Origin of the sequence: Faecalibacterium sp. 3 (assembly GCF_048323735.1) — a bacterium.
Taxonomy (GTDB): Bacteria; Bacillota; Clostridia; order Oscillospirales; family Ruminococcaceae; genus Faecalibacterium; species Faecalibacterium wellingii.
Genome location: NZ_JBLWFN010000001.1, coordinates 543,378 through 562,649, shown reverse-complemented (window position 1 = coordinate 562,649; position 19,272 = coordinate 543,378). Strand labels below are relative to the sequence as shown.

General features: G+C 59.8%; 18 protein-coding genes and 1 other annotated feature (1 of these 19 cut by a window edge). Of the genes, 10 read left to right on the top strand and 8 right to left on the bottom strand.

The genetic code is table 11. The annotated features are described in order from the left end of the window. Positions 1-13: 13 nt before the first annotated feature. The 7 genes from rnpM to ribF all read left to right on the top strand — a co-directional run bounded on the left by rnpM (position 14) and on the right by ribF (position 6,579). Entirely contained in the window at positions 14-313 is a 300-nt protein-coding gene (gene rnpM, locus ACNSPV_RS02580; protein ID WP_339395313.1) for an RNase P modulator RnpM, read from the top strand. Beyond that, on the top strand, positions 297-674 hold the full coding sequence (locus tag ACNSPV_RS02575; protein WP_249238185.1) for a L7Ae/L30e/S12e/Gadd45 family ribosomal protein: 378 nt from the start codon (positions 297-299) through the stop codon (positions 672-674). Before rnpM ends, ACNSPV_RS02575 begins: the two co-directional genes overlap by 17 nt. Next, on the top strand, positions 671-3,139 hold the full coding sequence (gene infB / locus ACNSPV_RS02570) for a translation initiation factor IF-2 (RefSeq protein ID WP_348584724.1): 2,469 nt from the start codon (positions 671-673) through the stop codon (positions 3,137-3,139). The genes ACNSPV_RS02575 and infB overlap by 4 nt, the downstream gene beginning before the upstream one ends. Before the next feature lie 168 nt (positions 3,140-3,307). Beyond that, positions 3,308-3,700, top strand: a complete 393-nt coding sequence (gene rbfA, locus ACNSPV_RS02565; protein WP_348584725.1) for a 30S ribosome-binding factor RbfA — start codon at positions 3,308-3,310, stop codon at positions 3,698-3,700. Positions 3,701-3,719: 19 nt separating this feature from the next. Beyond that, on the top strand, positions 3,720-4,709 hold the full coding sequence (locus tag ACNSPV_RS02560; RefSeq protein ID WP_348584726.1) for a bifunctional oligoribonuclease/PAP phosphatase NrnA: 990 nt from the start codon (positions 3,720-3,722) through the stop codon (positions 4,707-4,709). Then, the gene (gene truB, locus ACNSPV_RS02555; protein ID WP_348584727.1) at positions 4,710-5,594 is read left to right on the top strand and encodes a tRNA pseudouridine(55) synthase TruB; all 885 of its coding nucleotides are present in this window, start codon (positions 4,710-4,712) and stop codon (positions 5,592-5,594) included. 67 nt (positions 5,595-5,661) lie between these two features. Next, positions 5,662-6,579 (top strand): bifunctional riboflavin kinase/FMN adenylyltransferase, encoded by a 918-nt coding sequence (ribF, locus tag ACNSPV_RS02550; protein WP_348584728.1) that lies wholly within the window; start codon positions 5,662-5,664, stop codon positions 6,577-6,579. 62 nt (positions 6,580-6,641) lie between these two features. Here ribF and tsaD read toward each other — a convergent pair whose 3' ends face one another. The 3 genes from tsaD to ACNSPV_RS02535 form a co-directional block, all read right to left on the bottom strand. Beyond that, complete coding sequence (tsaD, locus tag ACNSPV_RS02545; RefSeq protein WP_339395310.1) at positions 6,642-7,649, bottom strand: tRNA (adenosine(37)-N6)-threonylcarbamoyltransferase complex transferase subunit TsaD; 1,008 nt, start codon at positions 7,647-7,649, stop codon at positions 6,642-6,644. Positions 7,650-7,652: 3 nt separating this feature from the next. Further along, positions 7,653-10,226 carry a DNA polymerase I gene (polA, locus tag ACNSPV_RS02540; protein ID WP_348584729.1) on the bottom strand — a complete coding sequence of 858 codons (2,574 nt, stop codon included), beginning with the start codon at positions 10,224-10,226 and terminating at the stop codon, positions 7,653-7,655. A gap of 253 nt (positions 10,227-10,479) precedes the next feature. Continuing rightward, positions 10,480-10,668 carry a ferredoxin gene (locus ACNSPV_RS02535; protein WP_097801364.1) on the bottom strand — a complete coding sequence of 63 codons (189 nt, stop codon included), beginning with the start codon at positions 10,666-10,668 and terminating at the stop codon, positions 10,480-10,482. Between the two features lie 115 nt (positions 10,669-10,783). Between ACNSPV_RS02535 and ACNSPV_RS02530 the strand changes: the two genes are divergently transcribed. Both ACNSPV_RS02530 and ACNSPV_RS02525 read left to right on the top strand, forming a co-directional pair. Next, a complete protein-coding gene (locus ACNSPV_RS02530) occupies positions 10,784-11,125 on the top strand; it encodes an arsenate reductase family protein (RefSeq protein ID WP_249238193.1) in 342 nt (113 codons plus the stop codon). A 131-nt stretch (positions 11,126-11,256) separates the two neighbouring features. Beyond that, positions 11,257-12,162: an Ice-structuring protein gene (locus ACNSPV_RS02525; RefSeq protein WP_348584730.1), complete on the top strand. Its 906-nt coding sequence runs from the start codon at positions 11,257-11,259 to the stop codon at positions 12,160-12,162. A gap of 158 nt (positions 12,163-12,320) precedes the next feature. Here the strand turns inward: ACNSPV_RS02525 and ACNSPV_RS02520 are convergent, their stop codons facing one another. The 5 genes from ACNSPV_RS02520 to ACNSPV_RS02500 form a co-directional block, all read right to left on the bottom strand. Next, on the bottom strand, positions 12,321-13,322 hold the full coding sequence (locus ACNSPV_RS02520; RefSeq protein ID WP_348584731.1) for a glycosyltransferase family 2 protein: 1,002 nt from the start codon (positions 13,320-13,322) through the stop codon (positions 12,321-12,323). A 102-nt stretch (positions 13,323-13,424) separates the two neighbouring features. Next, positions 13,425-13,982, bottom strand: coding sequence for a DUF4358 domain-containing protein (locus ACNSPV_RS02515; RefSeq protein ID WP_348584732.1), 558 nt, complete (start codon positions 13,980-13,982; stop codon positions 13,425-13,427). A gap of 147 nt (positions 13,983-14,129) precedes the next feature. Next, positions 14,130-14,570 (bottom strand): Lrp/AsnC family transcriptional regulator, encoded by a 441-nt coding sequence (locus ACNSPV_RS02510; protein ID WP_249238197.1) that lies wholly within the window; start codon positions 14,568-14,570, stop codon positions 14,130-14,132. A 530-nt stretch (positions 14,571-15,100) separates the two neighbouring features. Next, complete coding sequence (gene hflX, locus ACNSPV_RS02505; RefSeq protein WP_348584733.1) at positions 15,101-16,366, bottom strand: GTPase HflX; 1,266 nt, start codon at positions 16,364-16,366, stop codon at positions 15,101-15,103. Then, a complete protein-coding gene (locus ACNSPV_RS02500) occupies positions 16,363-16,971 on the bottom strand; it encodes a GNAT family N-acetyltransferase (protein WP_348584734.1) in 609 nt (202 codons plus the stop codon). Before ACNSPV_RS02500 ends, hflX begins: the two co-directional genes overlap by 4 nt. A gap of 149 nt (positions 16,972-17,120) precedes the next feature. On the opposite strand from ACNSPV_RS02500, the gene ACNSPV_RS02495 reads away from it, so the two are divergent. Then, on the top strand, positions 17,121-18,908 hold the full coding sequence (locus tag ACNSPV_RS02495) for a bifunctional homocysteine S-methyltransferase/methylenetetrahydrofolate reductase (protein ID WP_348584735.1): 1,788 nt from the start codon (positions 17,121-17,123) through the stop codon (positions 18,906-18,908). A 299-nt stretch (positions 18,909-19,207) separates the two neighbouring features. Beyond that, positions 19,208-19,272 (top strand) — a binding site (T-box leader) (it continues 157 nt past the right edge of the window).

Here is a 19,272-nt window from a genome sequence, read left to right as displayed (position 1 = left end):
GGAGGGAAACCGGATGGCACAGAAAAAGATCCCTTCCCGCCAGTGCATCGGCTGCATGACCAGCCGCCCCAAAAAGGAGCTGGTGCGTGTGGTGCGTGCACCCAGCGGAGAGATCAGCATTGATCTGGTCGGCAAAAAGCCGGGCCGCGGAGCCTATCTCTGCCCGAACCCCGACTGCCTGACCAAGGCAAAAAAGAAAAAGGCGCTGGAGCGCTGCTTTGAGCAGCCGGTTCCCGCCGAAGTATACGAGGCATTGGCCGCACAGCTGGCCGAAGCCGCAAAGGAGGCAGCAGACAATGGCAAAGAAGAATAACACCCCCGCAAAACCCAAGCTGCCCCCGGAGGAAGCGCTGTTTCAGGCACTGAGCCTGTGCCGCAAGGCAGGCGCACTGACCATGGGCTTTGACGCCGTGGAAGATGCCTGCGTCAAGAGCAAGGCATGGCTGGTGATGGTGGCATCCGATGCCAGCGCCAAGACCGTGCAGCGCCTCAACTATTCTGTGGGCGATCTGGTGGATGTGATCACCATGCCGCTTACGCAGGATAAGCTGGCCGATATCAGCCGCAAGCCTGTGGCTGTTTATGCGGTGACCGACCGCAACCTCGCAAAGCTCTGCTTTGACCGCCTGTCGGACTGCGGAGCAATCAAAAATGAGGAGGATATGAGCGAATGATCGTAAAATATAAAGTGAGTGACTTTGCAAAGGACCTGAACGTTTCTGCCAAGAAGGTCCTGGATGAGCTGAACGCCATGGGCAGCACCGGCAAGAAGAACAGCTCCAATCTGGAAGAGAACGAGCTGAACTACCTGCTGGAGAAGTTCAGCAAGGCCGGCAGCGTGAAGGATCTGGACGAGTTCCTGAACAGCGCCAAGGCTCCCAAGGAAGAGCCCAAGGCTGCCGAGAAGAAGGCAGACAAGAAGGCAGACAAGAAGCCCGAGGCCCCCAAGGCCGAAAAGAAGCCGGAGCAGCCCGCTGCCAAGAAGGCTGAGCCTGCCCAGCAGAACAAAAACAACAATAAGCACAACGATAAAAAGCCCGAGCAGCACAAGAAGCGCGAGGAGAAGACCGTTTCCCTGAGCGAGCTGGCCCGCGAGACCGGTGCCAAGGCTGCAAATGCTCCGGCACAGGCTGTTTCTGTGCGCCGTGAGGACAATCAGGTGACCGTGGATACCCGTACCGTGGACATGAACGTGGATCGCTTCGATGCCCGCTACGATGATCTGGCTTCCACCAAGAACACCGAGAACCGCCGCAAGCCCACCCCGCAGGGCAACAAGCAGAAGTTCACCCAGCGCGGCCAGCGCCAGCGCCAGCAGTTCCAGAAGGGCAAGCGCGAGACCGAGTTCGAGCGTCTGCAGCGCATCCAGCTGGAAAAGGCCCGCAGCGCACAGCTGAAGGTGATGATCCCCGACGAGATCACCGTGGGCGAGCTGGCTGCCCGCCTGAAGCAGCAGGCCGGCAAGGTCATTGCCAAGTTCATGCAGATGGGCGAGATGCACGCCATCAACGACGTGATCGATTTCGATACCGCTTCTCTGCTGGCAGAGGAGTTCCACGCAAAGGTCGAGCACGAGGTGCATGTGACCATCGAAGAGCGCCTGTTCACGCAGGAAGAGGATTCGCAGGAGGATCTGGTGGAGCGTCCCCCGGTGGTCTGTGTCATGGGCCATGTTGACCACGGCAAGACCAGTATTCTGGACGCCATCCGCAAGACCAACGTCACCGCAGGCGAGGCCGGCGGCATCACGCAGGCCATCGGTGCATATCAGGTCAAGGTCAACGACAGCCTCATCACCTTCCTGGATACCCCGGGCCACGAGGCGTTCACCTCCATGCGTGCCCGCGGTGCCAACATGACCGATATTGCCGTTCTGGTGGTTGCTGCCGACGACGGCATCATGCCCCAGACCATCGAGTCCATCAACCACGCCAAGGCTGCAAATGTCAAGATTATCGTGGCAATGAACAAGATGGATAAGCCCACCGCAAACCCCGAGCGCGTGATGGAAGGCCTGACCAAGTACGGCATCATCACCGAGGACTGGGGCGGCGATGTAGCCTGCATCCCGGTGTCTGCCCTGACCGGCATGGGCATCAACGACCTGCTGGAGCGCATCGCTCTGGAAGCTGAGGTCATGGAGCTGAAGGCAAACCCCAACCGCCGCGCCAAGGGTGCGGTCGTCGAGGCCCGTCTGGACAAGGGCCAGGGCCCCATTGCCACCATTCTGGTGCAGAACGGCACCCTGCACTCCGGCGACGTCATCATTGCCGGTACCGCTGTGGGCCGTGTGCGCACCATGCGCAGCGACAAGGGCCAGCTGCTGAGCGATGCCGGCCCCTCTACCCCTGTGGAAATCACCGGCCTGACCGCAGTGCCGGAAGCAGGCGATCTGTTCGAGGCTGTTGAGGACGAGCGTCTGGCCCGTGAGCTGGCCGAACAGCGCGTTGCTGCCGCCAAGGAAAAGCAGTTCTCCTCCTTCCAGAAGGTCACGCTGGATAACCTGTTCAGCCAGATGGCTCAGAACGACATGAAGGAACTGGCCATCGTGGTCAAGGCCGATGTGCAGGGCTCTGCCGAGGCTGTGAAGCAGAGTCTGGAGAAGATCTCCAACGACGAGGTGCGTGTGCGCGTCATCCATGCCGGTGTCGGTGCCATCAGCAAGTCCGACGTGGATCTGGCCGATGCCTCCAACGCCATCATCATCGGCTTCAACGTCCGTCCCGACAACGTGGCCAAGGAAGAAGCTGCTGCCACCAAGGTGGAAATGCGTATGTACCGCGTCATCTATGATGCCATCAACGATGTCACCGACGCTATGAAGGGCATGCTGGCTCCCAAGTTCCGTGAGGTGTCTCTGGGCGAGCTGCAGGTGCGTCAGGTGTACAGGATCTCCAATGTGGGCACCGTTGCAGGCTGCCGTGTGACCAGCGGCAAGATCACCCGCGACAGCAAGGTGCGCGTGGTGCGTGACGGCATCGTGATCACCGAGGACGAGATCGCATCCCTGAAGCGCTTCAAGGACGACGTCAAGGAAGTGGCCGAGGGCTACGAATGCGGCGTTACTCTGGCAAAGTTTGCCGATGTCAAGGAAGGCGACGTGTACGAGGCCTTCAAGATGGAAGAGTACCGCGACTAAGATCTGAAATAACCCTCTCCGTCATTGCTGGCGCAATGCCACCTCCCCCGAGGTGGGAGGTTTGCTGAGAAACGGAACGTTTGCCGTATCCACGCAAAAAGCTCGCCCCTCGGGAGAGCTGCCGAGCGAAGCGAGGCTGAGAGGTTTTTCTTTTGTAAGGAGAATACTATGTCTCAGAAAAATATGGGCCGCCTTGCGCAGGACATGAAGCGCGAGGTCATTGCCATCATCAGCCGACTGAAGGATCCCCGGCTGGAGGGTGGTCTTTTGACTGTCACCCGTCTGGATGTGACCCCCGACCTGGATGTGGCCAAGGTATACGTGAGCGTCATGGGCCGCGAGGACGGCCCTAAGCCCGCCATCGAAGCACTGAACCGCGCAGCCGGTCATGTGCGCACCGAGGTGAGCAAAAAAATGCACATCCGCAAGGCTCCCCGCTTTATCTTTGTAGAGGATGACGGCGCAGCCTACGCAGCCCACATCAATGAGCTGCTCCGCACGCTGAACGTGAACGGCGATGCTGACACGGAAGCCGATGCACCGGAGGAGACCGAGGAATAATTCAGCCGGTGCGGAAAGGATGGATCATGGAATGACAGAGCAGTTGAATGTGCAGCAGATGGCCCAGCGCCTGATGACTGCGGACAACATTTTGATTCTGTGTCACAAAAACCCGGACGGCGATACCATTGGCTGCGGCAGTGCCCTGTACTGTGCCCTGAAAATGCTGGATAAGGAGGCAGCGGTGCTCTGCTCCGATGCCATTCCCACCCGGTATGCGTTCACCAATGCGCACATGTTCAAAGGAGAGTTTGAGCCCCAAACGGTGGTGGCTGTGGATGTTGCCAGCGTACAGCTGTTTGGCGAAAACAACGGCATGCCGCAGTATTCACGTCATGTAGACCTGTGTATCGATCATCATTCGGGCAACAGCGGCTATGCCGACTTCACCTTGCTGGATGGCAGCGCCGCAGCGGCGGCAGAGCTGCTGTACGAGGTCATCTGCGCCATGGGCGTGGCCATCACCCCACACATTGCGGACTGCCTGTACACCGGCCTTGCCACCGACACGGGATGCTTCCGCTTTTCCTCCACCACGGCCAACACCCACCTTGTGGCGGCAAAGCTCATTGAGGCGGGCTGTCATGTGGAGGAGCTGAACACCCTGCTGTTCGATACCAAGCCCCGTGAGCGCATGGAAGCGGAGCGCATCGCACGCAACCATCTGGAGTACTATCTGGACGGCCGGTGCGCGCTCATCTACCTCACCCGGGACGAGATCGAGCAGAGCGGGGTGGACCCGGCCGATCTGGAAGAATTGACCAGCCTGCCCGTGAGCATCGAAGGGGTCAAGGTAGGCCTGACCCTGCGGCAGCAGCCCGGTGGCAGCTACCGTATCAGCGTGCGCACCGCAAAGGGTGTGGATGCCTGCGCCATCGCCCGGCGTCTGGGCGGCGGCGGTCACAGCCGCGCTGCAGGCTGTGAGCTGCTGGGCAATCTGGAAAATGCAAAAAATGCAATTCTGGCAGAGGTGGAAGCCGAGCTGGACGCACCGCAGGAGGAAGCATAAATGCAGGGCATTCTGATCGTTGACAAGCCCATGGACTGGACCAGCTTCGATGTAGTGGCAAAGCTGCGCGGCGTGCTGGGCACCCGCAAGCTGGGCCACAGCGGCACGCTGGACCCCATGGCCACCGGTGTTCTGCCGGTGTTCTGCGGCGGGGCCAGCAAGGCGGTGGACCTGCAGCTGAACCACGATAAGAGCTACCGCGCGGTGCTCCGGCTGGGTGCACGCACGGATACCGGCGATGTGACCGGCACCGTGCTGGAGACCGCACCCGTCACCGCCGGGGAGCAGGAATTGCTGGCGGTGCTGCCGCAGTTCATCGGCCCGCAGATGCAGGTGCCGCCCATGTATTCGGCCATCAAGCTGAACGGCCAGCCGCTGTATAAGCTGGCCCGTGAGGGCGTGACCGTGGAACGCAGGGCGCGGCCCATTGAGATCTACCGCATCACCTACGGCGGCAGCCCGGCAGAAAATGAATATGTGCTGGATGTGCAGTGCTCCAAGGGCACCTATATCCGCACGCTGCTGGAGGATATCGCTGCCGCCATGGGTCAGAGGGGCACCATGAGCGCGCTGCGCCGCACCTCGGCCGGGGTGTACACCGAAGCTGACGCCCACACGCTGGAAGAGATCCTTGCCGCCAAAGAGCAGGGTCTGCCCGCACTGGAAGCACTGATGCTGCCGGTGGAGAGCGTGTTCGAGAGCCTGCCGCTGCTGGTGGTGGAGCCATGGGTGGAGCAGCATTTGTACAACGGCTGTCCCACCAGCCGCTACCCGGCGGCAGATGGCCGTTACCGGGTGCGCAATGCGACAGGACAGTTTTTGGGCCTTGCCAACATCGTGCAGGGCGTGCTCCGGGTAGAAAAGCTGTTCGTAGAACGAAATTGACACCCTCACCGGTCAGCTTCGCAAGAGCGGGTGAGGGCGTATCCCGAAAGAAAAGGAAACAAGACCCATGCAGATCATTTCACAGTTTGCGCCGCTGCCGCTGGCGCAGCCGGAAAAAGGCACCGCAGTGGCAATGGGCTTTTTTGACGGTATCCACATCGGCCACCGGGCAGTGATCAACGAGGCGGTGCAGTGGGCCGGAGCCAACGATGCAGCGTCGGCACTGTTCACCTTCAGGCTGCCGGTGGTGAACAAGATGAAGGGCAAACGGCTGCTCTCCACTGCAGATAAACACGCACTGGTGGCAAGCCTTGGCGTGGAGTATTACCTCACGCCGGACTTTGAGGAAATCAAGGGCCTGACGCCGGAGCAGTTCGTGCTGGGCATCGTGCGGGACTGCCGCGCCCGGGCACTGGTCTGCGGCGAAAACTTCACCTTTGGGGCCAAAGCTGCCGGAAACCCGGAGCTGCTGCGCACCCTGTGCGAGCCACTGGGCGTAAAGGTGATCGTGGTGCCCATGGCGCAGTTTGAGGAAAAGCCGGTGTCCTCCACCCGCATCCGCACCGCGCTGGAAGGCGGCGACATCCCGGCGGCAAACGCCATGCTGGGAATGCCCTACGCCATCCGGTTCGAGGTGCAGCACGGTGCAGGTCTGGGCCATACGCTGGGGGTGCCCACCATCAACCAGCTGTACCCCGAGGGCTTTCAACTGCCCCGCAGCGGCATCTATATCACCCGCACCTTCATCGGCGGCAAATGGTATCCTTCGGCCACCGGCCTTGGCAGCCGCCCCACCGTCAACGACGACGCCACCAAGGTGACCTGCGAAACCTTCATCCCGGGCTTTTCCGGCGACCTCTACGGCACCGACCCGGTGGTGGAGTTCCACGCCTACCTCAGCCCCAGCAAAAAGTTTGATACGCTGGACGAGCTGCGGGCTTGCATCAACAACGCTGCAAAGCGTGCGCAGGAATATTTTGCATAAGCGTGCATAAGAAAAAGACCTGTCCCTCCGGAGAACCCGGAAAGGCAGGTCTTTTTTGCTGCTTATTCGTAGTCGATGGGTAAAGTAGGCAGGCCGTTCAGCTCCAGCCCGGCGGTGTGTCCGGCAATGTACTGGTAATACCCCTGCGCCGCGATCATAGCGCCGTTGTCACCGCAGAATTTCAGCTCCGGCAGGTAGACCTTGGCGCCCAGCTTCTGGGCACCATCGTTCACCAGCTGGCGCAGCCGTCCGTTGGCGGCAACGCCGCCTGCCAGACACACCTGCTTTGCACCGGTATCTGCAGCAGCCAGCAGCAGCTTTTCGGCCAGAATGCCCGCAATGCGCTCCTGAAAGCTGGCGGCAAGGTCGGGTACGTTCACTTCTTCGCCCTTCATCTGAGCCTTGTTCACCTCGTTGAGCACGGCGGTCTTCAGGCCGGAAAAGCTCACGTTGTATTTGCCCTCCACATGGGGCACCGGCAGGCGGTAGGCCTTGGGGTCGCCGGTCTTGGCGGCGTTGGCCACGCTGGGGCCGCCGGGATAGGGCAGACCCAGCGTGCGGGCCACCTTGTCAAAGGCTTCACCGGCGGCATCGTCCACCGTGTGGCCGAGGATGTGGTAGTGGGTGTAGTCCTGCACCTCCACGATGTGGCTGTGCCCGCCGGAGGCCACCAGACAGAGGAAGGGCGGCTTCAGCTCCGGGTGGGTCAGGTAGAGTGCGGCGATGTGTCCCCGCAGATGGTGCACCGGCACCAGCGGCTTGCCCGCCGAGTAGGCCAGACCCTTGGCAAAGTTCACGCCCACCAGCACCGCGCCGATGAGCCCCGGCGCAAAGGTGACGGCTACGGCGTCCACATCGTCGATGGTCTTGCCTGCATCCAGCAGGGCTTTTTTGACGGTAGCACTGATAAATTCGCAGTGGCGGCGGCTGGCGATCTCCGGCACAACGCCGCCGTAAAGAGCCTGTTCTTTGACGCTGGTGGAGATGACGTTGCTCAGCAGATGCCGCCCGTCCTCCACAAGCGCTGCGGCGGTCTCGTCGCAGGTAGATTCAATTCCTAAGATGATCATTTTTCAGTGGGCCTCCAGCCAGTTTTTGCCTGCGTGCACATCGGTGCTCAGGGGCACGGCGTACTGCACGCAGCCTTCCATTTCCTCCCGCAGGATCTGCGCAGCCTTTTCGGCTTCGGCCTGCGGGGCCTCCACGATCAGTTCGTCGTGGACGGTCAGGATCAGGCGGCTTTCCATCTTTTCGTCCCGCAGCCGCTTCCATACCCGCACCATGGCCAGCTTGATCACGTCGGCCGCAGTGCCCTGAATGGGGGTGTTGCGGGCCATCCGCTCGCCGCTGGAACGGACGTTGAAGTTGGAGCTGGAAAGCTCCGGCAGGGCGCGGCGGCGGCCGAACAGGGTGGATACATAGCCCACGGCCTTGGCGTCCGCGATGGTCTTGTCCATGTAGCCGCTCACCTTGGGGAAGGCGGCCAGATAGTTCTTGAGGAAGGCGTCTGCTTCCTTCACGGTCACGCCGATGTCCTTGGCCAGACTGTAGGCACCCTTGCCGTACATGATGCCAAAGTTGATGGCCTTGGCAGAAGAGCGCAGACGGGAGGTGACCTCTTCCTGCGGGATGCCGTAAATTTTTGCGGCGGTGCTGCGGTGGATGTCCTCACCGTTCAAAAATGCCTGCTGCATGTGTTCATCACCGGTAATGTGGGCCAGAATGCGCAGCTCGATCTGGCTGTAGTCGGCATCCACCAGCACACAGCCCGGCTTTGCCACAAAGTAGGCGCGCAGCTGGCTGCCCAGCTCGGTGCGGATGGGAATGTTCTGCAGGTTGGGGTTGTCGGAGGAGAGCCGTCCGGTGCGGGCCTCGGTCTGGTTGAAGGTGGAGTGGATGCGGCCGTCCTCGCCGATCACCTTGAGCAGGCCCTCCACGTAGGTGGAGTTCAGCTTCTGGTAGGCGCGGTACTGCAGAATATCCTCCACCAGCGGGTAATCCCGCAGGCTTTCCAGCGTTTCGGCATCGGTGGACCAGCCGCGCTGAGTCTTTTTGCCGTGGGGCAGGCCCATGGTATCAAACAGCATTTCGCCCAATTGCTTCGGGCTGTTGGGGTTGAAGCTGGCGCTGCCGGTCTCCATGTGGATGCGGGTGAGCACCTGCTCCAGCTCGGTACGCAGCTTTACGCCGAACTGCTCGATGCCGTCTTTGTCCACCAGCACGCCGGTGCGGGTCATATCGGCCAGCACCTGTGCCAGCGGGAACTCGATCTCGTTGTAAAGGGCGTCCTCTCCGCAGGCGGTGATCTCGGCCTTCATCTTGCTGAACAGATCGGCAAGGCGGCCTGCGTCCGGGTAATCGGTGCAGGCAAAGGCGGCCGAGGCGCGGTAGCTGGACACCAGTTCACCGATCTGATATTTGGAGGCAGAAGCGTCCAGCAGGTAGGCGGCAAGCTTGCCGTCCCACACGATGCTGCTGCCCCAGCCGCCTGCGGCCATGGCTTTGGCGTACAGCGGCGCGGAGTTGAACACCTCCAGGGTTACGTCTGCGTTGTCCAGCAGGCGCACAAGGTCGGCGTCCTCCAGCGGGTAAACGGTGCAGTCCTGCACGGCGTACCAGCTTTCCGGCTGCAGCACCACGTTGCGGGTGCCCTGCTTGCCCATGACGGCGGGGCGGGAGGCAACCAGATAGGTACCGGAAGGAGCCAGCGGCAGGGCTTCCAGCTCTGCCTGTGCAAGCTCGATGCCGTCCTCGCCCTCCGGTGCGGCAGGGACAACGCCGGCCAGCCCAAAGCGGGGAATGAGGGAGTGGATCTCCAGCTCCTGCAAAAGGCGCACAGCCTCAGCCTTGCGGCCTTCGCCCACCTTGTAAGAGCCCTCGGCGGTGTCAATGGGCGCATCGGTGCGGATGGTGCCCAGCGTGTGGCTCAGCTCGGCCATTTCGCGGCATTCAAGAAGGTGCTCCCGCTGTTTTGGCTTGATGCGCTTGTCGTCGATGTGCTCGTACACACCCTCCAGCGAACCGAAGTTCTGCACCAGAGACAGAGCGGTCTTTTCACCGATGCCCCGCACCCCCGGGATATTATCGGAGGCATCGCCCATCAGGCTCTTTACCTCAATGAGCTGTCTGGGCTGGATGCCGTATTTTTCCTGAATGGCGTCCACATCCATCGTCACCGTTTTGCTGCGGCCCATGACAGTGGCGGCAAGCAGCACAGTGGTGGTGTCACTGACCAGCTGCAGGCTGTCCCGGTCTCCCGTGGCAAGGAAGCAGTCGTCCTTCCGGGCGGCACAGGCAGCGGCCAGCGTGCCAAGGATGTCGTCCGCCTCCCAGCCCTCGGCAGTGACGGTGCGGTAGCCAAGGTCTGCCAGCAGCTCCTTGAGCACCGGCATCTGCTGGGCCAGCTCTTCGGGCATGCCATGGCGGGTGGCCTTGTAGCCATCATACATTTTGTGGCGGAAGGTGGGGGCCTTCAGGTCAAAGGCCACGGCCACCTCGTCGGGTTCGCACTCCTTGAGCAGGGAGAGCAGGATATTCAGAAAGCCATAAATGGCGTTGGTGTATCGTCCGTCCTTGGTGGTCAGCAGCTTGATGCCGAAAAAGGCGCGGTTGGCAATGCTGTTGCCGTCAATGACCAGTAAACGCATAGTCGTGTTCCTCCGTTGCATTATTACTCATCTTATAGTATAGCACAAAACCGCACCCAGCGGGGGATTTTTGCGTAAAAAACTGCAACGGGAGCACGGGCGCTTTTGCCTGTAATTTGCAAAAAGAATGTCAAACGAAAACTGCCGCCCGGAAAGGCGGCAGTTGAGGTTCTGTCTGCAGGTGCAGGTGGTCGTGCTTCCCTCCGGCAAGCACCGGGAGAGCGTAAAAACGTATTGCCGGATCGTCGAGCGTTTACTCCTCAATGCGGATAGCGCTCACCGGGCAGGCATTGGCGGCATCCACAGCCTGCGGCACCTCCTCCGGCGGGATCGGCCCGGGCTCGGCCACTGCCAGAACGCCCTCCATGTGGAACACGGCGGGGCACAGCCCGGCACACTGGGTGCAGCCGATGCAAAGGTCTGGGTCAACGTATGCGTTCATAGAAAAAACCTCCTTGTAATCTTGCCTTGCAGGCAGTATGGCCCGTCTGGCTGCGAATTATGCCTATGCAACGGCCCGCAGCTGTGGTAAAATAGACTTTCAGGAGGGAAGTACCATGAACATTCAGATCTTCGGCACCAGTAAGTGCTTTGATACCAAAAAGGCCCAGCGCTATTTCAAGGAGCGGGGGGTCAAATTCCAGATGATCGACCTGAAGGAAAAAGAAATGAGCCGCGGCGAGTTCGACAACGTGGCTCGGGCGCTGGGCGGCTGGGAAAAACTGGTGAACCCCAAGGCCAAGGATAAGCAGACCCTTGCGCTTCTGGACGCACTGGTGGACTGGCAGAAAGAGGACAAGCTGTTTGAAAACCAGCAGCTGTTTTTAACGCCCATTGTGCGCAATGGGCGTCAGGCGACCGTGGGCTATCAGCCCGATGTCTGGAAAAGCTGGGAATGATGCAAGCTGCGTCCATTCGGCGCACTCCGCGTACTTTCACAAAAAAACCACGGGCATGGTTTTGCACAATGGGCCGGTATGTGGTATACTGAATACTGTACCATTTGACAACCCTGGGAGATACAACAAACATGAAACATTCTATTACCCCTGAAGAACATGCACGCGTGCAGCGCCGCCGCGGGCGTCAGGCACTGGGCCTTCTGGTCGCCATTCTGGTGGTCGTGGGCTTTGTTACTGTGTTGCGGGCCGGTGTGGGCGCTGTGGCCAACCTGTTCGACGATACGGCACAGAAGCAGGAATATGAGGATAAGCTGGAAGGGCTGGTGCTGTTTGACCCCATGCCCTTTGACGGCATTGAGAACATCGACGACCTGACCCTGCGCGAGGCAGCGGTGTGGGGCTGCATCTACAGCATCCAGGAAACGCAGGGCGGCTTTGACAACTACAATACCGACCCCGACACCGAACAGCTGCTGCTGCCCTCGCTGGATGTGGACGCCTACCTTGCAAAGCTGCTGGGCCCGGGCTTCAAGCTTACCCACCGCAGCTTTGAGATGGAGGACATGACCATCGAATTCGATGATGCCACCCAGTGCTACAAGATCCCCGTCACCGGCACCGTGGGCTATTACCGTGCAGTAGTGACCAAGCTGTTCAAGCGCAGCGGCAAGCTGCACGTTACCGTGGGCTACATCCCCACGGCAAGCAATGACGACAGCATCATCAATGTGTCCTCGGATACGCCCACCAAGTACATGGACTATCTGTTCGAGCGTCAGAGCGGCAGCTGGTATCTCACCGGCCTGACCGAGAGCGAGACCAAGGCCGAGAGCGCCGACAGCACATCTGCCGCAAGCCTGCCGGAGCCCATGGCAGAAAGCGATGTGCAGGATGCCATCCTTGCCACAGCCGGTTCGGATGCAGCAGATTCGGCGGCTTCTGCCGTTGAGCCGGAGACGCAGGCAGAAAACGGCGCAGACAGCGTCGTGGCCGAAGCCCCTGCTGCGGACGATGCCGCCAGCACCGCAGGGTAAAGTACAAATACAAAAGGGACCGCTGCATAGTTTTGGTGCAGCGGTCCCTTTTGCGTTTTGACCATATTCAGCGGAAATACTATTTATATTTGCTCCCCCGGGAAAATCTGCGGATTTTCCCGGCAGGGCGCAGCGGAAAATGACTTCCTGCCTGTGTGTTATTTCAGATCGAACCGTACCACCACCAGCCGGTACCACAGATACGGTACCATGTTCCAGATCATCCACAGCTCCATCAAAATGTAGTTGGGCAGATCTTTCAGGCGGAAGGGCCGCTTGCCCAGCTTGCCGGCTTTCAGCAGGGCAAAGGCCTCGTGCATCCCCTTGTCCCAGCTTTCCCCAAAGCCCTGCTTGTGGAACTTGTAGCACTTGAGCAGGTAGCCTGCAGCCAGAGGGATAAAGTTGAGCACCAGCATCAGCAGCGGCTCATTCTTGAGGGGCAGAAGGATGCTGTTGCGGCCGCTCTGCTGGCTTTTGAAAGCGTTGTACCGCACCGCGCCGGTGCTGGCACCGCAGATATGGTAGCATCTGGCAGTGGGGCAGAGCAGGTTTTTATAGCCTGCATTGTTGGCACGCCAGCTCAGATCCACATCCTCAAAGTAGGCAAAGAAGTTCTCGTCAAAATTGCCGATTTCGTCCAGAATGCTCTTGCGGTAGAGCGCCGCACCGCCGCAGGCCGAGAAGATGCGCCTGCACTTTGTGTAGCGGCTGGCGCGGCGGCCATCACCGGTCTTGCAGGCAAAGCCCATCCATGTGACATAATCGCCCGCGTCGTCGGCCAGCTCCCGGTCAAAGTGACGAATCATCAGGCTCTGCACTGCAAAAATTTTCGGGTCGGTCTCGGCGGTGCGGATGAGCTCGGCCAGCCACTGGGGCTCGGCAAAGGCGTCGTTGTTGAACAGCACCACATACTCGCTGTCGGCCAGAGCAATGCCCTGGTTCACCGCGTGGGAAAAGCCGGTGTTGGTGCCGTTTTCGATGAGGGTGAAATTTTCGCGGCTGCAATAGCTGCGGGCCTGCTCCAGACTTTCGTCGGTGGAGCCGTTGTCCACCACGATAAGCCGGAAGCTCTGCTCAGTCTGGGCGTAGACCGACTCGATGGAATCCTTGAGCCAGCCCTTGCCGTTGATGTTCGGGATCACGATGGTCGCTTTATACATAAAGACACTCCTAAGTCTGTGCACAATTACAATGCCAGTATAGCATATCCCGACGCAAAAAGAAACCGCATCCTGACAGGATGCGGTCTCCGGAACGCGAAATCACGCGGCAAGGGCTTTTTCGATGTTGGAAAGAATTGTGTCGTGATCCTCAGCACACACCAGGATCACCTCGCCGGTGGGGGCTACGGTGACGGTGGCTGCCTTGGCGACCTGATACTGGTCCTCAAGGTAGTGCTCCATGGACTGCTGTTCGCTCTGAACATAGGCTTCCAGTGCAGCCTTCACAGCGTCGGTCTTGCCCTCGGCGGGCTTCACGATGGCTATGGCATAGCTGCGCACCATCATGGAGGAAACCGAGGCGGCAAAACTCTCGTAGCTGCCGTCCTCAAGGCCCAGCAGGGGGAACACGATGTCTTTCAGCTCGTCGTTCAGCTGGTCGGCCTCATACTCGGCGCTGTAGCCGTCGATGGCGGTGAATTTGCCGTCTTCCCCTCTGGTAAAGATCATATCGTACTCGTTGTCCTCGTCGGTGCGGGCGTCGTGGATGATCTGGGAGTAGTCTTTGGGGGCGGCAGAGTCGGCCTTGCTGCCGGCAGAGCAGCCCACAAGGGCAAACAGGCACAGACCGGCAAGCAGTGCGGCGATGATACGTTTCATAAATGCATTCCTTTCCTGTGTAAAAACAGCTTCTGAAAACAGGTGCGGCGGCTTGGCATTAGTGTGTGCCGTTTTGCGCCTGCTATCCGTAATACGAACCACATCCCGGCAGGATTGCACCACAAACGTAACCTTTTTATGAACGGCTCACAGCATCAGGGCGTCCAGCTCGCCATGGTTCACGGGCGTGGAGAGAATGATCTGGGTGCTGGTGGTGCCCAGCTTCTGGAACTGCAGGATCAGATGCTCCAGCTGGGGCATGCTGCCGCAGCTCACCTTGACAAGGAAGGTGTAGGCACCGGTAACGTGGTAGCACTGCAGTACCTCCTTGCTGTTCTGCAGCAGCTCCAGAAAGGCGTCCTGCTTGGACGGTGCCACCGAAAGGCTGATGAGGGCGTCCACGTACACACGGTCGGCGGGGCGGTTCAGGGTGACGGTGTAGCCGCTGATGATGCCGTCCGTCTCCAGCTTATGGATGCGGCTGGACACCGCAGGGCTGGTCAGCGATATCTGCTCGGCAATCTCCTTGACCGGCATACGGGCATTCTTGGCAAGCAGGGAGAGAATCTTGCGATCCAGATCGTCCATGGGAATACTCCTTTTTGAAAATATGTTGGATTGTATAAAATTTTTTGAAAGTAAAGTTTTATTGTTGGTGCAAACATACAAATGCTGAAAAGGTTTGCTTTTGCTTGGGTTTGTGTTAATTATATAAAGTTTTGATGGAAAAGTAAAGACTTAATTTAAAGCAAAACCGGAAAAATCTGTTTGACAAGAAAACAAAAAGGGGTATAATACATCATGCAAGGCGGCGCGATGCACAATGTGCCTGCCGATTGGATTTGAGATTCACTACTTTATATACTTTCCCACCCCTCTATACACAAAAACCCGCTGCCAGGCGGGTTTTTGTGTTTGCTGGGGATTTTTTCTTTTTGAAAAAAGCAGTGGCAGACAATGTAATCGACCTATAGAGCAGCTGCTTTCGGCTGCGACCCCATCCGTGAAAATGCAGGCCCGGAAAGTCTGCAGACTTTCCGGGCTTGCTCTATCTCAAAATATTATTTCGCTGATGATAGCCGGAGCACAGCGGAGGCGATTTAAATCGTGTACGCCGATCAGACCAGATACCCTTCAAAGCAGTGCAGGTCCTCGGTCTTGACGATACCCTCCAGATACAGCCCGTCCTCCCGGTATTCTTCCAACTGCACGCTGCCCCGCTCCCGCATGGGGGCGGCAAGGCCCAGCTTATCGTAGGGCAGCAGCACCCGCAGAGTGTGCACCCGGTCGCTGAGCACCTCGTCCAGCTTTGCCAGCAGGGTGTCCAGACCATAGCCGGTCTTGGCGCTGGTGAGCAGGATGTCCGGGTCAAAGCTCATGGCACCCGGCTTGTCGCATTTGTTGTAGACGGTCAGGCGGGGGATGTCCGTACAGTCCAGCCCGTCCAGAACCTCGTCGGTGACGGCCAGCTGCTCTTCCCGCTGCTCATCGCCTGCGTCTGCCACCCGGATGATGACGTCCGACCATGCGGCTTCTTCCAGCGTGGACTTGAAGGCCTCCACCAGATTATGGGGCAGGCGGGACACAAAGCCCACCGTATCCACCAGCAGCACGGCCATGCCGCTGGGCAGCACCAGCTTGCGGCTGGTGGGGTCCAGTGTGGCGAACAGCATGTCCGCTTCGGCTACGCTGGGGCCGCACAGAGCATTCATCAGGCTGGATTTGCCCACGTTGGTATAGCCTACAAGGCTGATCACCGGCATACCGGTCTTGGCACGGGCCTTGCGGCTCTCGCCCCGGCGCTTTTCCATTTCGGCCAGCTTTTCAGCCAGCGCATCAATGCGGGCGTGCACATGGCGGCGGTCCAGTTCCAGCTTGGTCTCACCGGCACCACGGCGGGCACCGCCGCCGCCGCCACCGCCGCCGCCCTGACGGCTCAGTGCCTCGCCCATGCCCTGCAGACGGGGCAGACGGTAGCGCAGAAGGGCCAGCTCGGTCTGCAGCTTGCCCTCGTTGGTGACGGCGCGGCTGCGGAAAATTTCCAGAATGAGCATGGTGCGGTCGATCACTTCCAGTCCGCCCAGCGCATTGGAGATGTTGCGGATCTGGCTGCCGGTCAGTTCACCGTCAAATACGGCGCATTCTGCACCCAGACTTTCGGCGGCAAGGCTGGCTTCCTCCAGTTTGCCGCTGCCCAGCACGATGCCGGTCTCCGGGGTCTGGCGCTTCTGGGTCACCTGCGCCACGGCTTCCATGTGATTAGCTTCACACAGGGCAGAAAGCTCTGCCAGACTGCGCTCACAGTCCCACAGGCCCTGATCCAGTGCCAGCAGAATGACCTTCGTCGGGGGTGTTTCCACTAAGATATCGTAAAGTTCGCTCACGGTAAGTCCTTTCTATGTTCGTAACGCTCCCGCGTCAATAAATAGCTTTTGCATTCCACCGGTGTGCCGTCAAACTTGTGATCAACGGTGTCGTGGTGGTACACAAAACCGGCTTTTTCCATCACCCGGCCGCTGGCGGGGTTTGCCTTGGCATGGCAGCAGGTCAGCCAGTCCCCGTCAGTATGGCTGAACCAGTACGCGGTCACAGCCTTCAGCGCTTCGGTGGCAAGACCTTTATTCCACCAGCTCCGTCCGATGCAGTAGCCTGCTTCCCAGATGCCGCCCGAGGTGTCCAGCTCCGGCCAGAATGCTTTTTGACCGGCATCTCCCAACGCGGCGTTGAAGATGCCGATGCTGCCGAACACCTGTCCGGAGGCCTTTTCCACAATGGCCCACTGGTAGTAGTCCGGGTTCGGGTAGAGTGTGGCCCATGCCGCCAGCAGGCCCAGCGTTTCCAGAGCGTTTTTGTGGGGCTCCCACCGCAGAAAACGGGTCACCTGCGGGTCGGACGCCCAGTTTGCGTACATCATGTCGGCATCCTCCGGCAGCAGGCGGCGCAGAAAAAGCCGGTCAGTCTCAAACTCCTGCGTTCCGGCGTGGCGCATGGCACACACCTCCCTATTTTATAAAGTATGCATAGGATAGCACAAATTTGGCGTTCCTGCAAGCGCCGCCGCGAAAAAACGCTTGACCAGACTGCTTTTGTGCATTAAACTAAAAGCCAAGTGTTTTTGTGGGAAAAGGAGAACGCTCCATGAGTGATGTGCGTGAGATCTTGAAAAAACGCCCGCTGCTGTTCGATGGCGGCATGGGCACCTATTATAAAGCAAAGCCCGGGCAGGAGTGTGAGCAGGCGAATCTGCTGGACCCGGAAGGAGTTCTGGCCGTGCATGGTGCGTATCTGGAAGCAGGTGCCGATGCCATCAAGACCAATACCTTTGGTCTGCCGCGGATGGCGGCGGCGGGAAATCCGCTGTGGGAGGCCCTGACAGACGAGGGATGGAGGCTGGCCGCACAGGCCGCTGCAAAGACCGGCGCTGCCGTGTTCGCCGATCTTGGCCCGGCCCCGGATACGGAATCGCTCCCGGCGGCACAGATCTATACAGCCCTTGCCGAGCGGTTTGCCGCATTGGGTGCAAAGAACTTTTTGTTTGAGACGCTGAGCAGCGACGCCGGTGTGGCCGAAGCCGCGAAGCAGATCAAAGAAACGGTGCCGGACGCCTTTGTGCTGGTGTCCTTTGCGGTGCTGCCGGACGGTTACACCCGTGAGGGACGGCACTGCACCCAGCTGGTGCGCAGCATGACCGCCTGCGGCGCAGTGGATGCCGTGGGCCTGAACTGCGTTTCTGCTCCCGGTGCCATGCGCACACTGGTGCAGCAGCTGGGCAGAACAGAGCTGCCCCTGTCTGTCATGCCCAACGCAGGCTACCCGGTGGTCACCCGCACCCGGGTGCAGTATCAGGGCAGGCCGGAATATTTTGCCCGGGAGCTGGTCGGCCTTGCCGCCGAGGGTGTGCGCATTCTGGGCGGCTGCTGCGGCACTACGCCCGCCCACATTGCGGCCCTGCGCACGGCGCTGGATGCGCTGCCGGAGCAGCTGCCGGTGGCAGCGGCAGCGCCGGTACCCGCTGCCGCAAAGCCGGTAGTGGAAATGGACGATGCCTTTCTGCGCAAGCTGAACGCGGGCAAAAAGGTGATCGCTATTGAGCTGGACTCCCCCAAGGACGCCGACCTGACGGGCTATCTGGAGGGGGCCCGCCGCCTGCAGGCTGCCGGGGCCGATCTTTTGACCATTGCAGACTGCCCCATTGCCCGGGCACGGATGGATTCCTCGCTGGTGGCCTGCCGGGTGCACCGGGAGCTGGGGCTGAACGTGCTGCCCCACATGACCTGCCGCGACCGCAACCTGAACGCCACCAAGGCCCTGCTGCTGGGCCTGTATGCCGAGGGCGTGCGGGAGGTGCTGGCCATCACCGGCGACCCCATCCCCACCGCAGAGCGGGACGAGGTGAAGAACGTGTACCAGTTCAACTCCCGCAAGCTGGCGCAGTACATCGTCTCGCTGGCAGGCGAGGGTCGGGAAATGCCCTCGCCCCTCACCGTGTTCGGTGCGCTGAACCTGAACGCCCGCAACTTTGATGTGGAGCTGCGCCGTGCACAGGAAAAGCTGGAGAATGGCATGAGCGGCTTCCTCACCCAGCCGGTGCTCTCGGCACAGGCGGTGGAAAACCTGAAAAAGACCCGGGAAGCGCTGGGCAGCAGGGCAAAGATTTTGGCGGGCATCATGCCGGTGGTGAGCCAGCGCAACGCCATCTTCATGGAGAACGAGGTCAACGGCATCCATGTGGACGCTGAGATCGTCGAGCGCTTTGCCGGGCTGGACCGTGCGCAGGGCGAAGAGCTGGGACTGGAAGTCTCGGTGAAGGCTACACAGGCCGCAGCGCCCTATGCAGACGGCTTCTACCTGATGACCCCCTTCAACCGCATCGCCCTGATGGAGCGGCTCATTGCCCGGCTGAAAAAGGAAGGAATTGCAGATTAAAATGGCCGACGCGTTCGCTCTGGGACGGGTTGTGGCTCCCAGCGTATGCTACGGCCCTTGAGCGGGCCTTGCATTCTGCTGGCCACGGCCCCAACAACTCCTCTCTGTTTCTGCCACAGGCAGCGGTCGTCGTTGCATCTTCAGCGGAAAAATATTTTTTATATTTGCGTTTGTCGTGGCCTGCGGGCCACTCCAAACGCGCTTTCACGAATAAGGCCCAAACCGCAAGAGGCAGCAGGATAAATTCTTTTGAAGAAAAAGTAATTGACAAATCGCACAAAAAACGCTATATTCTTTTTATAAATGCGTTGAAGAAGAGTGCGCACTGCATTTGCCGTTCAGAGAGCCGGAGAATGCTGCGAAT